Origin of the sequence: Citrobacter sp. A316 (genome assembly GCF_002042945.1) — a bacterium.
Taxonomy (GTDB): domain Bacteria; phylum Pseudomonadota; class Gammaproteobacteria; order Enterobacterales; family Enterobacteriaceae; genus Citrobacter; species Citrobacter portucalensis.
Map to the genome: position 1 here is coordinate 318,808 of NZ_MVFZ01000003.1, position 19,641 is coordinate 338,448.

Annotated in this window: 16 protein-coding genes and 1 pseudogene; 12 read left to right on the forward strand and 5 right to left on the reverse strand. The window is 53.9% G+C overall.

What is annotated here, in order from left to right:
* Positions 1-152 precede the first annotated feature (152 nt).
* The 6 genes and pseudogenes from BZK41_RS05605 (at position 153) to BZK41_RS05630 (ending at position 6,589) form a co-directional block, all read left to right on the forward strand.
* Positions 153-1,175 (forward strand): ABC transporter substrate-binding protein, encoded by a 1,023-nt coding sequence (locus BZK41_RS05605; protein WP_079937480.1) that lies wholly within the window; start codon positions 153-155, stop codon positions 1,173-1,175.
* The gene (locus BZK41_RS05610) at positions 1,175-2,161 is read left to right on the forward strand and encodes an iron ABC transporter permease (protein ID WP_079937481.1); all 987 of its coding nucleotides are present in this window, start codon (positions 1,175-1,177) and stop codon (positions 2,159-2,161) included. Before BZK41_RS05605 ends, BZK41_RS05610 begins: the two co-directional genes overlap by 1 nt.
* Complete coding sequence (locus BZK41_RS05615; RefSeq protein ID WP_079937482.1) at positions 2,158-2,919, forward strand: ABC transporter ATP-binding protein; 762 nt, start codon at positions 2,158-2,160, stop codon at positions 2,917-2,919. The genes BZK41_RS05610 and BZK41_RS05615 overlap by 4 nt, the downstream gene beginning before the upstream one ends.
* A 9-nt stretch (positions 2,920-2,928) precedes the next feature.
* The gene (locus tag BZK41_RS05620) at positions 2,929-3,741 is read left to right on the forward strand and encodes a class I SAM-dependent methyltransferase (RefSeq protein WP_079937483.1); all 813 of its coding nucleotides are present in this window, start codon (positions 2,929-2,931) and stop codon (positions 3,739-3,741) included.
* Complete coding sequence (gene modD, locus BZK41_RS05625) at positions 3,738-4,595, forward strand: ModD protein (protein WP_079937484.1); 858 nt, start codon at positions 3,738-3,740, stop codon at positions 4,593-4,595. The genes BZK41_RS05620 and modD overlap by 4 nt, the downstream gene beginning before the upstream one ends.
* A gap of 23 nt (positions 4,596-4,618) precedes the next feature.
* A pseudogene (locus tag BZK41_RS05630) lies at positions 4,619-6,589 on the forward strand (TonB-dependent receptor).
* A 772-nt stretch (positions 6,590-7,361) separates the two neighbouring features.
* On the opposite strand, the gene BZK41_RS05645 reads toward BZK41_RS05630, so the two are convergent.
* Positions 7,362-7,616, reverse strand: a complete 255-nt coding sequence (locus BZK41_RS05645; protein ID WP_003020908.1) for a GlsB/YeaQ/YmgE family stress response membrane protein — start codon at positions 7,614-7,616, stop codon at positions 7,362-7,364.
* A gap of 201 nt (positions 7,617-7,817) precedes the next feature.
* On the opposite strand from BZK41_RS05645, the gene BZK41_RS05650 reads away from it, so the two are divergent.
* On the forward strand, positions 7,818-8,552 hold the full coding sequence (locus tag BZK41_RS05650) for a flagellar brake protein (protein WP_003020911.1): 735 nt from the start codon (positions 7,818-7,820) through the stop codon (positions 8,550-8,552).
* An 11-nt stretch (positions 8,553-8,563) separates the two neighbouring features.
* Here BZK41_RS05650 and emtA read toward each other — a convergent pair whose 3' ends face one another.
* Positions 8,564-9,175 (reverse strand): membrane-bound lytic murein transglycosylase EmtA, encoded by a 612-nt coding sequence (gene emtA, locus BZK41_RS05655; protein WP_079937485.1) that lies wholly within the window; start codon positions 9,173-9,175, stop codon positions 8,564-8,566.
* Positions 9,176-9,273: 98 nt separating this feature from the next.
* Between emtA and ldcA the strand changes: the two genes are divergently transcribed.
* Together ldcA and BZK41_RS05665 are read left to right on the forward strand one after the other, a co-directional pair.
* Positions 9,274-10,185, forward strand: a complete 912-nt coding sequence (ldcA, locus tag BZK41_RS05660) for a muramoyltetrapeptide carboxypeptidase (RefSeq protein ID WP_079937486.1) — start codon at positions 9,274-9,276, stop codon at positions 10,183-10,185.
* A gap of 100 nt (positions 10,186-10,285) precedes the next feature.
* Positions 10,286-12,019, forward strand: a complete 1,734-nt coding sequence (locus BZK41_RS05665; RefSeq protein ID WP_079937487.1) for a potassium/proton antiporter — start codon at positions 10,286-10,288, stop codon at positions 12,017-12,019.
* Between the two features lie 106 nt (positions 12,020-12,125).
* Here BZK41_RS05665 and dadX read toward each other — a convergent pair whose 3' ends face one another.
* Positions 12,126-13,196 (reverse strand): catabolic alanine racemase DadX, encoded by a 1,071-nt coding sequence (gene dadX, locus BZK41_RS05670; RefSeq protein WP_079937488.1) that lies wholly within the window; start codon positions 13,194-13,196, stop codon positions 12,126-12,128.
* A gap of 12 nt (positions 13,197-13,208) precedes the next feature.
* Positions 13,209-14,507, reverse strand: coding sequence for a D-amino acid dehydrogenase (locus tag BZK41_RS05675; protein WP_003833553.1), 1,299 nt, complete (start codon positions 14,505-14,507; stop codon positions 13,209-13,211).
* Between the two features lie 322 nt (positions 14,508-14,829).
* Here BZK41_RS05675 and BZK41_RS05680 point away from each other — a divergent pair, with 322 nt between their 5' ends.
* On the forward strand, positions 14,830-16,362 hold the full coding sequence (locus BZK41_RS05680; RefSeq protein WP_079937489.1) for a SpoVR family protein: 1,533 nt from the start codon (positions 14,830-14,832) through the stop codon (positions 16,360-16,362).
* Positions 16,363-16,464: 102 nt separating this feature from the next.
* Here BZK41_RS05680 and fadR read toward each other — a convergent pair whose 3' ends face one another.
* On the reverse strand, positions 16,465-17,184 hold the full coding sequence (fadR, locus tag BZK41_RS05685; RefSeq protein WP_079937490.1) for a fatty acid metabolism transcriptional regulator FadR: 720 nt from the start codon (positions 17,182-17,184) through the stop codon (positions 16,465-16,467).
* A 236-nt stretch (positions 17,185-17,420) separates the two neighbouring features.
* On the opposite strand from fadR, the gene nhaB reads away from it, so the two are divergent.
* Positions 17,421-18,965 carry a Na(+)/H(+) antiporter NhaB gene (gene nhaB, locus BZK41_RS05690; protein WP_079937491.1) on the forward strand — a complete coding sequence of 515 codons (1,545 nt, stop codon included), beginning with the start codon at positions 17,421-17,423 and terminating at the stop codon, positions 18,963-18,965.
* A 141-nt stretch (positions 18,966-19,106) separates the two neighbouring features.
* Positions 19,107-19,637, forward strand: a complete 531-nt coding sequence (gene dsbB, locus BZK41_RS05695; RefSeq protein ID WP_003844060.1) for a disulfide bond formation protein DsbB — start codon at positions 19,107-19,109, stop codon at positions 19,635-19,637.
* Positions 19,638-19,641: the final 4 nt, after the last annotated feature.

Consider the following 19,641-nt stretch of genomic DNA (forward strand, 5'->3'; position numbering starts at 1 on the left):
TGTCTGATATTGCCTCCGTCCGGCTGTCTCTATGACCTCTAGCCCTTATGGGGTATCCGCGGTTTTCATCCATGAGAAATTGATTCTGAACATGTTTTTATTCGTTGTATATGTAAATATATAGCGATTTTGTAACCTTCAGGATACCAATAATGCCGCTGACAAGACGGATGTTTGCCCAGCTTCTGGCATCTGCACTGCTGCTGCGCCATCTACCCGCGTTTGCTCAAACGTCGCTGACCGTGGCCATTGGAGACTCTCCGAAGCCAGAAACGACCCAACGCGTGGTCAGTGCTGGCGCGCCTGCTGACATGCTGTTGCTGGCCGTCGCACCGGAAAAACTGGTGGGGCTTTCCTCCTTTGATTTTTCTCGCCAGACCGCCATCCCGTTTCACGATGATATTCGGAGCTTGCCGAAGCTCGGCAGGCTGGCGGGGCGCGCCAGCACGCTCTCGCTTGAAGCACTCCTGGCGCTTAAACCCGACCTGGTTATTGACTGCGGTAATGCCGATGAAACCTGGCTTTCTCAGGCCAGACAAGTGAACGCACAAACACACATTCCCTGGCTGCTGATTAACGGCGAACTGCGCCATACCCCAGAACAGTTGCGCGCAGCCGGTGAAGTATTGGGCGTCGTCTCGCGAACCACAATGCAGGCCGCGCTGGCCCGTCGATTTATCGATGATGCAATGGCTTTCTCGCACACACCCGCGGCGAACCTGCGTTTTTATGCCGCGCGCGGTGCCAGAGGACTTGAGACAGGTTTACAAGGTTCTCTGCATACCGAAGCGGCAGAACTACTGGGGCTACACAATGTGGCGCACATCCCCGGGCGACAGGGACTCACACAGGTTTCAATGGAAAATCTGCTCAGCTGGCAGCCGGATATTATTCTGGTGCAGGATGCGGTGACAGCGCAGTTCCTACGAGAAGATCCGGTCTGGCAAGGGGTCAAAGCGGTTGCTGACCGGCGCATTCTGTTTCTCAGCGGTCTGCCGTTTGGCTGGCTGGATGCACCTCCTGGCATCAACCGTTTACTGGGGTTACGCCGCCTGCATGCCTGGCTTGATCCGCAGGTTGAAGCGAGCTTTAACACCGATATGCAGCGCTACAGTGAATTGTTCTGGCACAGCACGCTAAGCGACGTACAGTATCAAAGGTTGGTGACCGCCTGATGAGAACATCTACCCTCGGTTTTCTGATGATCGCGGCGGTGTTGCTTTGCGCGAGCGTCGCTGCGGTATCGGGCGCGTACCGCCTGGATGCACAACAGGTTCTGAATCTCGTGGCCGGTACTGATGACGTTCCGATGCAGGACAAAATCGTCTTCTGGCAAATCCGCCTGCCACGCATACTGGCTGCATTGCTACTCGGCGCGGCGCTGGCGGGTGCAGGAACCACCTATCAGGGCATGTTCCGCAACCCGCTGGTCTCGCCAGACATTCTCGGCGTGGCGGCGGGTGCAGGTTTAGGTGCCTGTTTAGCAATCCTGTTAGGTTTACCGATCCTGTTCATTCAGCTGTATGCGTTCATGGGCGGTTTATTCGTGGTCGCCGGTGTCTGGTTAATTACCCTGCGAGTTAAGCGACACGATCCGGTGTTAACGCTGGTTCTGGTCGGGATTGCGCTGGGTACGGTATGTGGCGCGGGCATTTCGCTCATCAAAACGCTGGCCGACCCGTACACCCAACTCCCGTCTATCACCTTCTGGCTGCTTGGCGGTTTATCGACGATTACACTGCACGATCTGTGGTTCTCGGCACCGCTGATCATCGCAGGAATGGTCCCGCTATTGCTACTGCGCTGGCGCATGAACCTGCTCACCCTGTCGGGTGATGAAGCACGATCGCTTGGGATCAACGTCTCGCGATTGCGACTGGGACTGATCGTCTGCGCAACGTTAATCACCGCCTGTACCGTCGCCATCGCGGGCATTATCGGCTGGATTGGGCTGGTTGTGCCGCACATCGGCAGACTCCTCAGTGGCAATAACCATCAGCAGTTGCTGCCGGTTTCCATGGGGGTCGGTGCCATTTTGCTGCTGCTCACCGATACCCTCGCCCGTACGCTGAGCAGCACGGAAATTCCGCTGGGGATCCTGACTGCATTTATTGGCGCACCGTTCTTTTTGTTGCTTTTGCTACGGGGAAATCGCCCATGACGCTACTGACCCTCTGCCATGCGTCGTTGGGATACCACAGTCACCAGCCCGTGTTACGCGATGTCTCATTTCAGGTTTCGCCCGGCTCCATCTGTTGTCTGATTGGGGCCAACGGCAGTGGAAAAACCACTCTGATGCGCACCATTCTCGGCGTTCTTTCGCCGCTTCACGGTGACATTCTGCTTGATGGCATCGCCATACATCATCTCAACGATCGGCAACGCGCCGCCGCTATCGCCTGGGTCCCTCAGGCGCATGACGGTGCGTTTGCCTTCACTGCGCTGGACATGGTGATGATGGGGCTGGCCCCGCAACTGCAGGCATTTGCGGTTCCCGGCGCTAAAGAGCGCGAAATTGCTCATCAACAGCTGGCGATGCTGGGAATCTCTCACCTGGCGCCCCGGCGCTGGAACACGCTGAGTGGCGGAGAGCGGCAACTGGTGTTAATTGCCCGCGCGCTGGCGCAACGCCCGCGCCTTTTGTTGCTGGATGAACCCGCTTCCAGCCTGGATTTTGGGCATCAGATCCGTCTGCTCGACACACTGGTGACGCTGAAAAATTCAGGTATGGCCCTGCTAATGTCGACCCATCATCCGTTGCACGCCCGGGCAATCGCCGACAGTGTTGTTCGCGTTGAACCGAACGGTGAAGTGTCGCAGGGGGTTCCTGAACAGCAGCTCGCCACCGATCGTCTGGCTGCGCTGTATCGCGTTACACCGTCACAAATCGCTCATCATCTCTTTGGTTCACACAATTAAGGAATAAGAATGCTCATTGACGACATTGATTTTGCCGATCTTTACCGTAAACAGTTACAGCTGGCGAACAGAACCGAGAAAAAGCCGGAGCACTGGGATAAGCGTGCGGAAAAAATGGCGGAAAATTGTGCCTCATTAACCGACAGCTATCTGCTGCAACTATTGGGAAAAATCGACCTGAAAGGGGCGGAGTCGCTGTTTGACATGGGATGTGGTCCCGGTACGGTCTCGCTGGCGCTGGCTAAAAAGATGCCAATAATTTACGGCGTAGATTACAGCCAGGGAATGCTTGGCGTAGCTGCCCGTCGCGCTGCGCAAATGAACGCCCGTCACGTACAGTGGGTGCAACGGGCCTGGGAGGAACACTGGGATGATTTACCTCAGTGCGATATCGCCGTCGCCTCGCGCTCTACGCTGGTTGCCGATATGCGTCAGGCAATGACTAAACTGAATAATCAGGCCCGGCTGCGGGTTTACACCACTCATCTCGTCAGTTCATCTTTCGTTTCCCCCACCATTCAACGTGCGCTGGGCCGCGAAGTGATTGAGCTTCCAAACTATATCTACGCGCTTAATGTCCTGTATCAGATGGGGATCCACGCGCATGTTGATTTTATCCGCGGGCCCAACTGTCAGCAGGACAACAGCACCTGGACGCGTTTTCTGGAAAACGTGCGCTGGAGTATGGGGGAGCTGAGCGCCGACGAGGTCGAACGTCTGGAAACCTGGTATCAGCAGCAGGATCCACGCGCGATTGCCCCCGCCAGCCGTGACTGGGCGCTTATCTGGTGGGACAGCGTGCCGCCGGAGGTGCTGCGATGATCTACTTTTCGCAGGCGCAAACCGATACGTTGCTGCTGGAAGATATTCAGGGCGGCGATCTGACTACCCGCGCGTTGGGAATCGGCGCACAGCCAGGCGTTATGGAGTTTTATCATCGCCAGGGCGGATGCGTTAGCGGCACCGCCGTTGCCGGACAAATGCTCACCTCATTAGGGCTGACCGTCAGCGACAGGGTAGCCGATGGTGAACAGGTAAGTGCAGGACAGCGTTTGATTCGCGCACATGGGAATGCGGCGGCGCTGCACCAGGGCTGGAAAGCGGTACAAAATGTGCTGGAATGGAGCTGCGGCGTATCGCGCTATCTCGACGAGATGCTGAGCATGCTGCGCCAACGCTATCCCGACGGGCAGATTGCCTGTACCCGCAAGGCCATTCCCGGCACGCGTTTGTTGGCGACTCAGGCAATACTCGCCGCAGGAGGCATTATCCATCGCGGAGGATGCGCCGAAACGGTGCTGCTGTTTGCTAATCACCGCCATTTTCTTCCCAACCCAAACGACTGGGCCGGCGCGATTGCGCGCTTACGCAGCCACGCACCAGAAAAAAAGATAGTGGTTGAAGCAGATACGCCAGATGAGGCATTAGCCGCGCTACGCGCCGCACCCGATGTCCTGCAACTCGACAAATTTAGCCCTGAGCAAGCAACAGAAATTGTCCGCCAGGCCCCTTCTCTGGCCCCCCATTGCACGCTGGCGCTGACTGGCGGCATTACCCTCGCCTCACTGGCGAGTTATCTCGACTGTGGCATCAGACTTTTCATCACTTCCGCGCCTTACTACGCTCCGCCTGCGGATATCAAAGTAAGCCTGAGCCCGGACGCACGTGGCATATAACATTTATAAATGGACTAAAAATAATGAATTTCAACAAAAGTTATCTTTACACAGCCCTGTCGTTTGCTTTCGCGCACAGTGCTTTTGCTGGGCAGGAAAGCGAAACCATGACCGTCTGGTCAAGCCCGGCCTCCGCGGCAACCACTACGGTTCTCGGCCAGGAAACGATGCAGCAACTGGATAAGCAAAACGTGGCGCAGGCGCTGAGCGTTGTCCCCGGCGTCGTGCTGCAAAAGTCAGGCAACCGCAATGAGCAGCAGGTGAAAGTCCGCGGTTTTGACAGCCGTCAGGTTCCCGTCTATTTTGACGGCGTGCCGGTATACATCCCCTATGACGGCAACCTCGATTTAGGCCGTTTTCTGACCTCCGATATCGCTTCGGTTGAAGTATCCAAAGGCTACTCGTCTCTGCTACAAGGGCCGAACCAGATGGGCGGCGCCATCAATATCACCACTAAAAGACCAACCAAACTGATTGAAGGCAGCATTGGCTATCGCCAGGGCTGAAGTCGTAGCAAAGACAATGCCCACGATATGCACGCTTCATTTGGCGCCAGCAACGATCTCGGCTACATCCAGCTCAGTGGCAGTCAGTTGAAGCAGGATTTTCTTGGCCTACCGCACGGCGTGGACAACCCTATTGCGGGCAGCAACGGCAAGATGATCAACTCCTCTGCCGATGACAAACGCGGCATCGTAAAGCTGGGCTTTACCCCACGTGGTGATGACGAATATGTGCTGACCTATATTAATCAGGACGGTGAAAAAGATAACCCGCCGTACGCTGGAACCAGCAGTCAGAAATCACGCTACTGGCAATGGCCACAGTACGATAAAGAGAGCTATTACTATCAGGGCACTACCCATCTGGGCGACCGTTTTACCCTGAAAAGCCGTCTCTATCGCGACACATTTGAAAATACGTTGATGATGTACAACTCGCTTGCCGATCTGAAAAACAAGAAAGGCAGCTACAGTCATTATTCAGACTATAGCGATGGAGCTGGTCTGCAGCTCGCTGCGGATATGCGTGAAAACGACCAGCTCTCTTTCGCGGTGAACTGGAAGGATGATGTTCACCGCGAGAAAGGCGCACCGAATGCGGCTTACGACCGTTACGAAGACCGCACCTGGTCTGTTGCCAGTGAATATCAGTGGGCAGCGGCAGATAATGTCGATGTAGTGGCGGGAATAAGCTATGACTGGCGCGACAGTCTGGAAGGTATGAAGCACGAGAAAAATGGCAGCGTCACCCACTATGATGACAACAATCAGTCAGCTTTCAACTGGCAGATGATGACCAAATATCACTTCGATAATGCTGACACATTAGCGCTGTCCTACTCTGACAGAACGCGTTTCCCTACGCTTAAAGAGCGCTACACCACCTCGAAACCGGCCTATAACCAGGTGGCACTGGTCAATCCGCAGCTTAAACCGGAACGCGCCCGCAGCGTGGATCTGACCTGGAATGGTTCACTTGGCAAAGACTGGGGATTCGAAGCCAGCGTCTATTACAACCGCATCAGCGATGCCATTCTTTCACACAACATTGATGCCGATACCATCCAGAATCAGAACAGCGGCCGGGTGGATTACACCGGTCTGGATGCAGGTGTTAAAGGTAAAGTCTTTGATATGCTGGATGTTGGGCTGAGCTATGGCCTGATTCATGCGGACGTTAAACGCAGCGATATCGGCAAAATAACCGATTTGCCGACGCAAACCCTCACCGCCTGGATGACGCTGAAACCGTGGGATCCGCTGAGCATTACGTTGTCAGAAGAGGCCCGTTCGTCGAGCTATAGCAATAGCGACGGCTCGCAGAAAGCCGCTGGTTTCGCCATTACCCATTTACGCGCTGACTACGCCATCGGTCACGGGTTTAGCGTTAACGCTTCGGTCAATAACCTGTTCGATACACAATACGTGTACAGCGAAGGATTTATCGAAGAAGGTCGCAACTACTGGGCAGGAATTGAGTACCAGTTCTGATTTAACGATGCAAAGAAACGGCCCCACTCGGAGTAATGCTCTTCAGTTAACGCCTTAGTTTCAGAAAGTATCGCCGGTGTGGGTAGAAGTTTTGAATATGCACTCTCAGAAAAAGGGTTCCGTTCACCTCATGTTCATAGTTTCTCTGAAACAAGGACTCCTGTGAACGTGTAAAGGGCGTTCTCCGTCACGCCCTTTACAATCCCGGCTCCCGGCGGGAAAATTGCCACTTCGTGGTTCTCTCCGCTTATTCCTTCAGGCTACCGGGCCGGGCGCGAGGTAGCATCCATGCAAAGCGCGCCCTGAACCCGCATCCATGCGGGTTCTCCCGGCCTTACGGAAACACGTCGGCAATTTTCAGCCGGACCAACTCACACCTCACCTTCTGCGTTTTTTGTTAAAACAGCAAAACAGATTTAACTGGAAGTCAGAGCGTTGAAGCGATACCCCCGGTCCGGCTGAAAATCGATGAGGCGTTGACGGCTGACCGGGGCTGTCCGCAGGGATGCGGACAGAGGGGACGGCCTGCATGGACGCAGGCTCGCCCCCGACCCGACAGGCAGACGGCATAAGACGAATAACTCGCGCAGCGACGATTTTCCCGCCGGGAGCCTGGGATGCAAGGGAGGCGGCGGCGAGCCTCCCTTGCACGTTCACGGGTATCTGCGCTTTAGAGAAATGACACCGTTGAGGTGAACGGAACCCTGAACAAGAATCACATGTTCACCTTACATGATTAACTGAACGGCATTACCACTCGGAGGCCGTTCGATTAATCTCGTCGAACAAGCCGGAAGACTCCCAGCACAACAATTGCGCCGACCACGGCCACCAGGAAGCTGTGGAGATTAAACCCGCTGACATCGCCGCCAATACCAAACATCGTTGCCAGCCATCCACCGACCACAGCACCGACGACACCCAGAATACAGGTCAGGATAAATCCACCGCCATCGCGCCCCGGCATAATCAGTTTGGCGATAACCCCCGCAATCAGACCAAAAATAATCCAGGCAATAATTCCCATTTTCAGGCCCTCTTTCCAGTGAACGCACGCGCAAGACATTCCTGCGCCAGCACTTAAAGTATAGGCAAGCCGTCACGACATGCTTTTATCACGCAGACTTAATTCATTGGGTTTGGTAAAAAATTTCATCCATTTGTATTAAGTTCTGTCAGTTAATGCCGATAACCCAACGACAAACCAGGCATCCAGGAGTCATTAGGTGTGAGTAACTACAATGAGCAGTTCCTGAAGCAAAATCCGTTAGCGGTGTTAGGTGTACTTCGGGACTTAAAGTCGCAGCAGGTTCCACTGCGTATCTCCTGGTCAGGCGGCCAGTTCATCAGCAAAGTTCTGGCCGTAAGCCCGGACGAACTGGTCATGGATTTTGGCAGCCAGGAATATGAAAACCAGGCCGTACAGCGGGCCAGCCAGATCTCGATTATCGCCGAAACACAGGGAGCCAAAGTAGAATTCACCCTGCCACAACTTAAAAAAGGCGAGTATCAGCAACTGCCGGCGTTTATTTCATCCTTGCCGCCTTCCCTGTGGTTTGTTCAGCGTCGGGAATATTTCCGCATCGGCGCTCCGCTGCACCCTCCCTATCGCTGCACGGCAAAAATGCCGGACAACAGCACGCTGTGTTTTCGCTTATTCGATTTGTCGCTTGGCGGTATGGGCGGGCTGTTAGAAACGGCAAAACCAGAAGGGCTGGTAGAAGGTATACGCTTCGCGCAGGTTGAACTGAACATGGAACAATGGGGGGTGTATCACGTTGACGCCCAGCTTATTTCCATTAGCGAACGCAAAGTTATCGACAGTAAAAACGAAACCATTACCACTCCCCGCCTGAGCTTTCGTTTTCTCAACGTCGGCCCGGCGGTGGAGCGGAACTTACAGCGGATTATTTTTTCCCTTGAACGCGAGGCCCGGGAAAAGTCAAACAAGGTGCGCGATTAGCATCACCTGAATTACATCGCATCCAGCGCTTGTTGAAGCTTCCAGATATAGCGCGGAGCCTGCGGCGCCGGATGATTATCAGCCACATAATCAATAAATTCATCCGGACTGAGATCGTTGATCTTATTGATCGCTTTTTTCCTGTCGGAGGAGAACGTTCGCAGTAGCGCGCCCGCCCCGTTGGCGTACGACACCACCACCGCATATTGCATCACCTGCGGATCTTCAATTCCGGCCAGCGGTCCGGTTTCCAGAATACTCAGGTATGCTGCCCCCATTGAGATATTGCGCTCAGGATTTTTCAACTCGCTGGTCGACGGCTCTCCGCTCCATCCCATGCGGCGATAAACATCGCGTCCTGAAGTTGAGGCTTTCAACTGCATCAGACCAATCGCATTGGACTTACTGACCGCATTCGGATTTCCGCCTGATTCAATGGCGATAATAGCGGTAATCAATTGTGGACTGACACCCCAGGCCGCACCGGCTTTTTCACTGATCGGCATCCATTGCATTGCGCGTTTAACCGGGACTTCAGCATTCCACGGCGGGTTTTTGTAATCATGTTTTGAACTACAGCCCGCAAGTAATACAACCAAAAAAGCAAACCATCTCAATTTCACGTCATCTATCCTTATAGCCGGAACCTGTCGCTGAGGTGACAACGACATACCTACGCGGCATGATATACATTTGGTTTTAGTTGTAGCAAGGAAATGCCATGTCCCGGTTTCACTTAATTGCCCCGTCGGGCTACTGTATCAATCAGCAGGCTGCCTTACGTGGGCTTGCGCGTCTTACTGAGGCCGGTCATCAGGTCGACAATTCAGCAGTCATTGCGCGCCGCTGCCAGCGTTTTGCGGGTACAGAGGCAGAAAGGCTTGCTGATGTGAACTCGCTCGTTAATCTGAAAACCCCCGATACTATTGTGATGGCGGTACGCGGCGGCTATGGCGCGAGCCGTTTACTGGCAGAGATCGACTGGCAGGGGCTGGCTGCTCGCCAGCAACAAGATCCACTGCTGCTGTGCGGACACAGCGATTTTACGGCGATCCAGTGTGGTCTGCTGTCTCAAGGGAATGTGATTAGCTTCAGCGGCCCGATGCTGGCGGCGAACTTCGGTGCCGAGGAGATGAACGCCTTCACCGAGCACCATTTCTGGCAGGCTTTGCGTAATGCCCAATTTACCCTCGAATGGCAGGGTGACGGTCCTCAGTGCGCAACTGAAGGTACGCTGTGGGGCGGAAATCTGGCGATGATCATTTCGCTGATGGGTACGCCGTGGATGCCGGCTATCAAAAACGGCATTTTGGTGCTGGAAGACATTAACGAGCATCCATTCCGTATCGAGCGCATGCTGCTGCAGCTGTACCACGCCGGAATACTGGCCCAGCAAAACGCCATTATCCTCGGCAGTTTTAGCGGCAGTGCGCCGAATGATTACGACGCAGGTTACAATCTTGATTCGGTTTGTGATTTTCTGCGCGCCAGACTGTCCGTTCCGTTGATCGGCGGCCTCGATTTTGGCCATGAGCAACGTACTGTCACCCTGCCGTTGGGAGCCGATGCGGTGCTGAAAAATGATAAAAACGGCACTCAGCTCACCTTAAGTGGGCATCCGGTACTAAAATAGTAAAAAAAGCGGCTAATAGGGCTAAGTAAAACGCTGTTTCTGTCGTTATTATGGTAGGGTTTATTAATACGAAACAGCGTAATTCAGGAGTAACCGAACGTTGGATGCCGCAGCAATTATTAGCCTTTTTATTTTGGGTTCCGTTCTCGTCACCTGCAGTATCTTACTCAGTTCATTCTCATCACGTCTCGGTATCCCAATTCTGGTGATATTTCTCGCTATCGGTATGTTGGCGGGCGTGGATGGTATAGGCGGCATACCTTTCGATAACTATCCATTCGCCTACATGGTGAGTAACCTGGCACTGGCGGTTATTCTGCTCGACGGCGGGATGCGCACCCAGGCCAGCTCTTTTCGCGTTGCGTTAGGCCCGGCGCTATCGTTGGCGACGGTCGGTGTGCTGATTACTTCCGGACTCACCGGCATGATGGCCGCGTGGCTGTTTCATCTGGATCTTATCGAAGGACTCCTGATTGGCGCGATTGTTGGTTCAACCGACGCCGCGGCGGTCTTTTCCCTGCTTGGCGGTAAGGGGCTTAACGAACGCGTTGGCTCTACGCTGGAAATTGAATCCGGTAGTAATGACCCGATGGCCGTGTTTTTGACCATCACGCTCATCGCCATGATCCAAAACCACGAGACCGGTTTAAGCTGGATGTTCGCGGTGCACATTATCCAGCAGTTTGGCTTAGGCATCGCTATCGGTCTGGGCGGTGGATATATGCTCCAGCAGATGATTAACCGCATTTCTCTGCCTGCCGGACTTTATCCGCTATTGGCGTTAAGCGGTGGGATCCTGATTTTTGCCCTGACCACTGCGCTGGAAGGCAGCGGTATTCTGGCGGTTTATCTGTGTGGTTTCCTGCTGGGTAATCGCCCCATCCGCAACCGATTTGGTATTCTGCAAAACTTCGACGGTCTGGCCTGGCTGGCGCAAATCGCCATGTTCCTGGTGCTCGGACTGCTGGTTACGCCGTCCGACCTGCTGCCTATCGCAATCCCTGCGCTGATTTTGTCTGCGTGGATGATATTCATTGCCCGCCCGCTTTCGGTTTTCGCCGGACTGCTGCCGTTTCGTGGCTTTAACCTGCGCGAGCGCATTTTCATCAGTTGGGTGGGTCTGCGAGGTGCGGTACCCATCATCCTCGCCGTCTTCCCGATGATGGCGGGTCTGGAGAACGCGCGCCTGTTCTTTAACGTCGCCTTCTTCGTGGTACTTATCTCGTTGCTGTTTCAGGGAACGTCGCTTTCATGGGCCGCAAAAAAAGCCAAAGTGGTGGTCCCTCCCGTCGGCTGGCCCGTGTCGCGCATTGGTCTTGATATTCACCCGGATAACCCGTGGGAGCAGTTTGTTTATCAGCTCAGCGCGGATAAGTGGTGTGTGGGCGCCGCACTGCGCGACCTGCATATGCCGGAAGAAACACGAATTGCCGCCCTGTTTCGCGACAACGTGCTGTTTCACCCCTCCGGCAGTACGCGCCTGCGTGAAGGTGACGTTCTGTGCGTCATTGGCCGCGAGCGCGATCTCCCGGCTCTCGGCAAGCTGTTCAGCCAGTCGCCGCCGGTGTCGTTAGACCAGCGATTCTTCGGTGATTTTATTCTTGAAGCCAGCGCAAAATATGCCGATGTGGCGCTGATTTATGGCCTGGAAGATGGCACAGAGTATCGTGATAAGCAGCAAACGCTGGGTGAAATTGTCCAGCATCTGCTTGGTGCCGCGCCCGTCGTCGGTGACCAGGTGGAATTCGCGGGTATGATCTGGACTGTGGCCGAGAAGGAAGATAATGCCGTGCTGAAGGTCGGTGTTCGCGTTGCTGAAGATGAGGATGAGTAAAGCGGATATTTTTTGCCGGGTGGCGGCTGCGCCTTACCCGGCCTACAAAATGCACTGACTCTGAAGGCCTGATAAACGCAGTTGCATCAGGCAATTCCATATAAAGTTACACCGTCACAACTGGCACGCGCAGCGCCAGAGAACACATTAGCTCGTACCCTACCGTACCTGCGGCGGTGGCCACATCATCAATTTTAACCTCTTTGCCCCACAGTTCTACCGGCGTCCCGATCCCTGCCTGCGGGCACGGCGTCAGGTCCACAGCCAGCATATCCATTGAGACCGTCCCCACCGTCCCGGTACGTACACCGTCCACCAGCACAGGCGTTCCGCTTGGCGCATGGCGCGGATAACCATCTGCATAGCCGGTCGCTACAATACCAATACGCTGTTCGCCGCTGGCAGTGTAACGGCCACCGTAACCCACCCGATCGCCAGCTTTCAGCGTTTGTATGCCGATTATCTCGCTGCTCAGAGTCATCACTGGCTTCAGGCCGGTGTTAGCGATGTCTCGCCATTGTCCCGAAGGCGATGCGCCATACAAAATAATGCCCGGACGAACCCAGTCATAATGCGCTTCAGGGTGCCACAGCGTGGCGGCCGAATTCGACAGCGATCGTCTGCACTCCAGCCCTTCAGTCGCCTGCGCAATACGCGCCATAGCTTCCTGGATACCATCCGGGTGCTCCGCATCGGCGAAATGGGACATCAGCGTCATTTCGCCGACGTTGGGCATCGCCCGCAGCTGTTGCCAGACCGAGGGAACTCTTTCCGGTAAAAAACCAAGCCGGTTCATACCGCTGTTCACCTTCAGGTAAACATCGAGCGGTGCCTTCAGGCGCGCATTCTGCAATGCTTTTAGCTGCCAGTTACTGTGTACACAGGTGGTCAGTCGATAATTGTCATATACCGTCAGGTCTTCGGCGTGGAAAAAACCCTCCAGCATGAGTATCGGGCCTTTCCATCCGCGCTCGCGCAGGGTTATCGCCTCTTCAAGATTGAGCATGGCAAAACCATCGGTTGTGCCCAACGCATTCCAGACGCGTTCAATGCCGTGTCCATACGCATTGGCTTTCACCACCGACCAGACGCGAGCGTCCGGTGCGGCCTGGCGGGTAATGGTCAGATTCTGTTTCAACGCCTGCAGGTCAATGCTGGCCAGTATCGGGCGGGTCATCTCACGTCCTTATCAGTTATGTGCGCCATGTAAATGCCGTGGACGAGAGGGGGTAAACCCCGGACTGTAACGCGCCACGCTCAGATCGTCATAAGGTATAGCTGGCGTGCGGCCAGAAAGGATATCGCTCAGCAGCTGACCGGAGCCGCAGGCCATGGTCCAGCCCAGCGTGCCGTGGCCGGTATTGAGCAGCAGATTCTTAAAGCGGGTGCGCCCCACCACCGGCGTACCGTCCGGCGTCATCGGACGCAGTCCGGTCCAGAAGGTTGCCTGCTCTACATGACCGCCGCGCGGGAAGAGATCGCGTACGACCATTTCCAGCGTTTCACGACGAGGTTGTAACAGTTCTGTATTAAAGCCGACAATCTCCGCCATGCCTCCAACGCGAATACGATTGTCAAAGCGGGTAATAGCGATTTTGTAGGTTTCATCAAGGATAGTAGAAACCGGTGCACCGTCGTCTTGCGCCACCGGAATGGTCAACGAATAGCCTTTGAGCGGATAGACCGGGATATCAACGATCCCTTTCAGCATCGCCGTGGAGTACGAACCAAACGCCATCACATAGGCATCGGCTTTAACTATCTCTTCGCCGCACTGGACGCCATAAATCTGCTCACCATCGCTCAGCAGCTTATCGACCGGGGTGTTAAAGCGAAACTTAACGCCCGCCTGCTCCGCCATCTGCGCCAGACGCTGGGTAAACAGCTGGCAGTCACCGGTTTCGTCATTCGGTAAACGCAGACCGCCGGTCAGTTTGTGCGCCACTTCTGCCAGTGCCGGTTCGACTTCCGCCAGACGGTTTGCTTCCAGCAGCTGATATGGCACGCCAGCGTCTTCGAGCACGGCGATGTCGCGGGTGGCGTTCTCATACTGTTGAGCGGTACGGAAAAGTTGCAGGGTTCCGCCCTGGCGCCCTTCGTACTCAATACCAGTAGAGGCGCGCAGCGCTTTCAGGCAATCTCGGCTGTATTCCGCCAGGCGCACCATCCGCCCTTTATTTTCCATGTAGTGGCTGGTGTCGCAGTTGCGCAGCATCTGCCACATCCATTTCAACTGGAACTGGGTTCCGTCAAGACGAACGGCCAGCGGAGCGTGGCGCTGAAACATCCACTTAATTGCTTTTAGCGGTACGCCTGGTGCCGCCCATGGTGCTGCATAACCTGGAGAGATTTGCCCCGCGTTCGCCGCACTGGTTTCCAGCGCCGGACCGGGCTCACGATCAATGACGGTGACATCGTGTCCAGCCTGACTTAAGTACCAGGCGCTGGTCACGCCAACGACACCACTTCCCAGTATGACAACTCGCATAGCCACTCCGTTAACAGTAAAAGAACAATCATCTAATTACATCTTGATAACTCAGTTGAAAATATTATTCAACATATGGCTTTTTTATGGTGACTTACTTCACATATAGCGGTAGCGGCGGGGAACTCTCCGCTTTGGCATCTCCTGCTGTGCGTTATTTTTATCCAGCATAAAATTTTGTGACCATGCCGTTTTTCAACGCCTCGCCAACGAGAAATCGCAAAGAAAAAATTTCTGCCGCAGCACGTTTTTTAACACCATGATCTATGCTTGAAATGAGGTACTCCAGACAGAGAGTGCCGCCAACAATGAGGGTGCGCGAATGGCTACGATTGATTCCATGAACAAGGACAGCACACGGTTAAGCGATGGACCCGACTGGACGTTTGATCTGCTGGATGTCTATCTGGCAGAGATAGACCGCGTGGCGAAACTCTACAGACTGGATACCTACCCGCACCAAATCGAGGTGATCACCTCCGAACAGATGATGGACGCTTACTCCAGCGTCGGGATGCCGATCAACTATCCTCACTGGTCGTTTGGTAAAAAGTTTATTGAAACCGAGCGCTTGTATAAGCATGGTCAGCAGGGGCTGGCCTATGAGATCGTTATCAACTCCAATCCGTGTATCGCTTATCTGATGGAGGAGAACACTATCACCATGCAGGCACTGGTGATGGCGCATGCCTGCTACGGACACAACTCCTTCTTCAAAAACAACTACCTGTTCCGTAGCTGGACGGATGCCAGTTCCATTGTCGATTACCTGATCTTCGCGCGAAACTATATTACCCAGTGTGAAGAGCGTTACGGCGTGGATGAAGTCGAAAAGCTCCTCGACTCCTGTCATGCGCTGATGAACTACGGTGTGGACCGTTACAAACGCCCGCAAAAAATCTCCCTACAGGAAGAGAAAGCCCGTCAGAAAAATCGTGAAGAGTATCTGCAAAGTCAGGTGAATATGCTGTGGCGCACGCTGCCGAAGAAAGAGGAAGAGAAAACCGTGGCAGAAGCCCGGCGTTATCCCTCTGAGCCACAGGAGAACCTGCTGTACTTCATGGAGAAGAACGCCCCGCTGCTGGAGTCCTGGCAACGCGAAGTGCTGCGCATTGTACGCAAGGTCAGCCAGTATTTTTATCCGCAGAAACAGACGCAGGTGATGAACGAAGGCTGGGCCACTTTCTGGCATTACACCATCCTGAACCACCTTTATGATGAAGGTAAAGTCACCGAACGGTTTATGCTGGAGTTTCTGCATAGCCATACCAATGTGGTATTTCAGCCCCCCTACAACAGTCCGTGGTATAGCGGGATAAACCCGTATGCCCTGGGATTTGCCATGTTTCAGGATATCAAACGTATTTGTCAGTCGCCGACTGAGGAGGACAAATACTGGTTCCCGGATATAGCGGGTTCCGACTGGCTGGAAACCCTGCATTTCGCGATGCGCGACTTCAAAGATGAGAGCTTTATCAGTCAGTTCCTGTCACCAAAGGTGATGCGTGATTTCCGCCTGTTCACCGTGCTGGATGACGATCGTCACAACTACCTGGAGATTTCTGCGATTCATAATGAGGAAGGATATCGTGAGATCCGCAACAGGTTGTCGTCGCAATACAACCTCAGCAACCTGGAACCGAATATTCAAATCTGGAATGTCGATCTGCGTGGCGACCGTTCGCTCACCTTACGCTATATTCCGCATAACCGCGCACCGCTGGATAAAGGACGCAAAGAAGTGCTCAAGCACGTACACAGGCTATGGGGTTTTGACGTGATGCTGGAGCAGCAAAATGAAGATGGCAGCGTGGAGTTGTTGGAGCGTTGCCCGCCAAGGATGAACGGTCTGTAAATCTTATTGCCGGAGGCGGTGTAAACACCTTATCCGGCCTACGAAGTGCACGCATTGTAGGCCGGATAACACGCTTTGGCGTCGCCATCCGGCATGGAGCGATTAACGTCCCTGAATAGCTAAGTCGCCCGGCAGGTTCTTCTGCATGCGATGCCAAATCTCGCCACTGTCGTGACCATAGCGGCGCACCGTTTCATACACCTGCTCATGAGCGCCCTGCTCGCAGAGTTCTGACAGCTTACGGTAGAAGCTCAGCGCCAGCGCGCGCGCTTCCGGATTGGCAAAATAATGACGTCCAATGCGGGTATATAATCCTTTCATACCATTGAGGATTAAACCGTAAATCGGATTGCCGGAGGCAAATGCCAGACCGCGGAAAATGTTATAATCCAGATCGGCAAATGCGTCAGCGTGGTCGGCCACCTGATTTGCCGTCGCCAGAACCTCCTGCGCTTTATCAGGATGCTGGCGAAACGCGGTACGAACAAAGATCGTCGAAATATTGGTACGCACAGACAGCAGATTATCAATCAACTGCGGGACACTCTCGTGATCGAGACGCGCCAGCGTTTCAAGAATATTCAGCCCGGAGGTTTCCCAGAAGTTATTCACCTTCGTCGGTTTGCCGTGTTGAATGGTCAACCAGCCATCTCGCGCCAGCCGCTGCAATACTTCGCGTAGCGTGGTACGTGTCACCCCAATAAGTTCGGAGAGTTCACGTTCAGCAGGCAAAATAGTGCCAGGTGGGAAGCGGTTATTCCAGATACTTTCAATGATGTACTCTTCCGCGAACCCAGCCGGGCTTTGCGCCTTAATGACCATAGTAAAAATTCCATTACACAGCAAAACATAGTTACACACATCATACCAGATGGGTATCTTAGCTGATAGCTGACGCAATGAAGAAAAAGTGGATCAAGGCTTCATTTTCCAAATAACGCTACAGTACAGCCAACCTTGCCAGTCTCGTGAATAGCTTGCCTGTACTCCCTCCTCCCGCTAAGCTTTGCGGTCAAACATAAAAACATGATTTCATTTTTAAAGGTAGGGAAATCACCATGGAGCTATCATGGGGCCGCGCGATGTGGCGCAATTTTTTAGGTCAATCACCAGACTGGTACAAACTTGCACTGCTTGTCTTCTTAGTCGTTAACCCGATTATTTTTTTCATCAACCCTTTTATCGCCGGTTGGTTGCTTGTGGCCGAGTTCATTTTCACGCTGGCGATGGCGTTAAAATGCTACCCACTACTGCCTGGTGGGCTGTTGGCTATCGAAGCTGTCATTATTGGTATGACCAGCGCCACGCATGTTCGTGAAGAGGTTGCCGCAAACCTTGAGGTGCTATTGCTGCTGATGTTTATGGTGGCAGGCATCTACTTTATGAAGCAGTTGCTACTATTTATTTTCACGCGTCTGTTGCTCACTATTCGCTCCAAGACGCTGCTGTCGCTGGCATTTTGTGTTGCGGCCGCTTTCCTCTCGGCGTTCCTTGATGCGCTGACCGTCGTGGCCGTGGTCATCAGCGTTGCGGTCGGTTTTTATGGCATCTATCATCGCGTTGCCTCTTCCCGCGCGGAAGACAACAACATGCTCGATGACAGCCATATCGATCAGCACAATAAGGTCGTTCTTGAGCAGTTCCGGGGTTTTCTGCGTAGCCTGATGATGCACGCGGGGGTCGGTACGGCGTTAGGCGGCGTGATGACCATGGTGGGCGAACCACAAAACTTGATTATCGCCAAAGCGGCTGGCTGGCATTTTGGCGACTTCTTCCTGCGCATGTCGCCGGTTACCGTCCCGGTACTGATTTGCGGCCTGTTAACCTGCGTGCTGGTCGAGAAATTGCGCTGGTTTGGCTATGGCGAAACGCTGCCGGAGACCGTCCGTGATGTCCTGCAACAGTTTGACGATCAGAGCCGCCAACAACGTACCCGCCAGGACAAAATCAAACTGATTATCCAGGCGATTATTGGCGTCTGGCTGGTAGTTGCATTGGCCCTGCATCTGGCAGAAGTCGGATTGATCGGTTTGTCGGTCATCATTCTGGCAACCTCGTTGACGGGCGTCACCGACGAACATGCGATAGGAAAAGCCTTTACCGAGTCGCTGCCCTTCACCGCGCTGCTGACCGTGTTCTTCTCTATTGTCGCGGTGATTATCGATCAACAGCTCTTTTCGCCGATAATTCAGTTTGTTTTGCAGTCTTCTGAGCATGCTCAACTGACGCTGTTTTATCTCTTCAACGGCCTGCTGTCTTCGATTTCTGATAACGTGTTTGTCGGCACTATTTACATTAACGAAGCCAAAGCCGCGCTGGAACAAGGGACTATCAGTCTCAACCAGTATGAGCTGTTGGCGGTGGCAATCAATACCGGGACCAACCTGCCTTCCGTGGCCACACCAAACGGCCAGGCCGCATTCCTGTTCCTGCTGACCTCTGCACTGGCACCATTGATTCGCCTCTCTTATGGTCGCATGGTGTGGATGGCCCTTCCTTATACTCTCGTCCTGACACTCGTCGGTCTGCTTTGCGTCGAGTTCACGCTTGTCCCGGTGACCGAATGGATGACCCAAACGGGCTGGTTAGCTACACTTTCATAACAATTAACCGGGCAAATCACTGCCCGGTTTGACTTTTTGCATGATAAATATCCGATTACGCAAATTTTCAATTCCCGCTAGTGGCGCATAAAGTGAATTGGTTTAAACTGCGGTCTCTACGCATGTTGCAGGGAAATGATTATGTTGCGATTTTTAAACCAGTGCTCCCGAGGTCGTGGAGCATGGTTATTGTTGGCGTTAACCGCCTTTGCGCTGGAGCTCGTCGCGCTGTGGTTCCAGCACGTCATGCTGCTAAAACCTTGCGTGTTGTGTATTTACGAGCGTAGCGCATTATTTGGCGTGATGGGTGCAGGGCTGGTGGGTGCTATCGCACCAAAAACACCGCTGCGCTATGTGGCGATGATAATCTGGATTTACAGTGCCTGGCGCGGACTTCAGTTAGCGTATGAGCACACCATGATTCAGCTGCACCCATCACCGTTTATGACCTGTGATTTTGCCGCACGCTTCCCAAGCTGGCTGCCACTGGACAAATGGCTGCCGCAGGTGTTTTTAGCGTCCGGTGACTGTGCTGAGCGCCAGTGGTCTTTTTTAACCCTGGAAATGCCGCAGTGGCTGTTGGGTATCTTCGCCGCCTACCTGGTGGTCGCCGTGCTGGTGGTGATAGCACAGCCATTCAAGCCGAAAAAACGTGACCTCTTCGGTCGCTAACACA

Coding starts and splice junctions, on each gene's coding strand:
- BZK41_RS05605 (WP_079937480.1), top strand. CDS start 153: ATGCCGCTGACAAGACGGATGTTTGCCCAGCTTCTGGCATCTGCACTG.
- BZK41_RS05610 (WP_079937481.1), top strand. CDS start 1,175: ATGAGAACATCTACCCTCGGTTTTCTGATGATCGCGGCGGTGTTGCTT.
- BZK41_RS05615 (WP_079937482.1), top strand. CDS start 2,158: ATGACGCTACTGACCCTCTGCCATGCGTCGTTGGGATACCACAGTCAC.
- BZK41_RS05620 (WP_079937483.1), top strand. CDS start 2,929: ATGCTCATTGACGACATTGATTTTGCCGATCTTTACCGTAAACAGTTA.
- modD (WP_079937484.1), top strand. CDS start 3,738: ATGATCTACTTTTCGCAGGCGCAAACCGATACGTTGCTGCTGGAAGAT.
- BZK41_RS05645 (WP_003020908.1), bottom strand. CDS start 7,616: ATGGGAATTATTGCCTGGATTATTTTTGGTCTGATTGCGGGGGTTATC.
- ldcA (WP_079937486.1), top strand. CDS start 9,274: ATGTCCCGGTTTCACTTAATTGCCCCGTCGGGCTACTGTATCAATCAG.
- dadX (WP_079937488.1), bottom strand. CDS start 13,196: ATGACCCGCCCGATACTGGCCAGCATTGACCTGCAGGCGTTGAAACAG.
- BZK41_RS05675 (WP_003833553.1), bottom strand. CDS start 14,507: ATGCGAGTTGTCATACTGGGAAGTGGTGTCGTTGGCGTGACCAGCGCC.
- BZK41_RS05680 (WP_079937489.1), top strand. CDS start 14,830: ATGGCTACGATTGATTCCATGAACAAGGACAGCACACGGTTAAGCGAT.
- fadR (WP_079937490.1), bottom strand. CDS start 17,184: ATGGTCATTAAGGCGCAAAGCCCGGCTGGGTTCGCGGAAGAGTACATC.
- nhaB (WP_079937491.1), top strand. CDS start 17,421: ATGGAGCTATCATGGGGCCGCGCGATGTGGCGCAATTTTTTAGGTCAA.
- dsbB (WP_003844060.1), top strand. CDS start 19,107: ATGTTGCGATTTTTAAACCAGTGCTCCCGAGGTCGTGGAGCATGGTTA.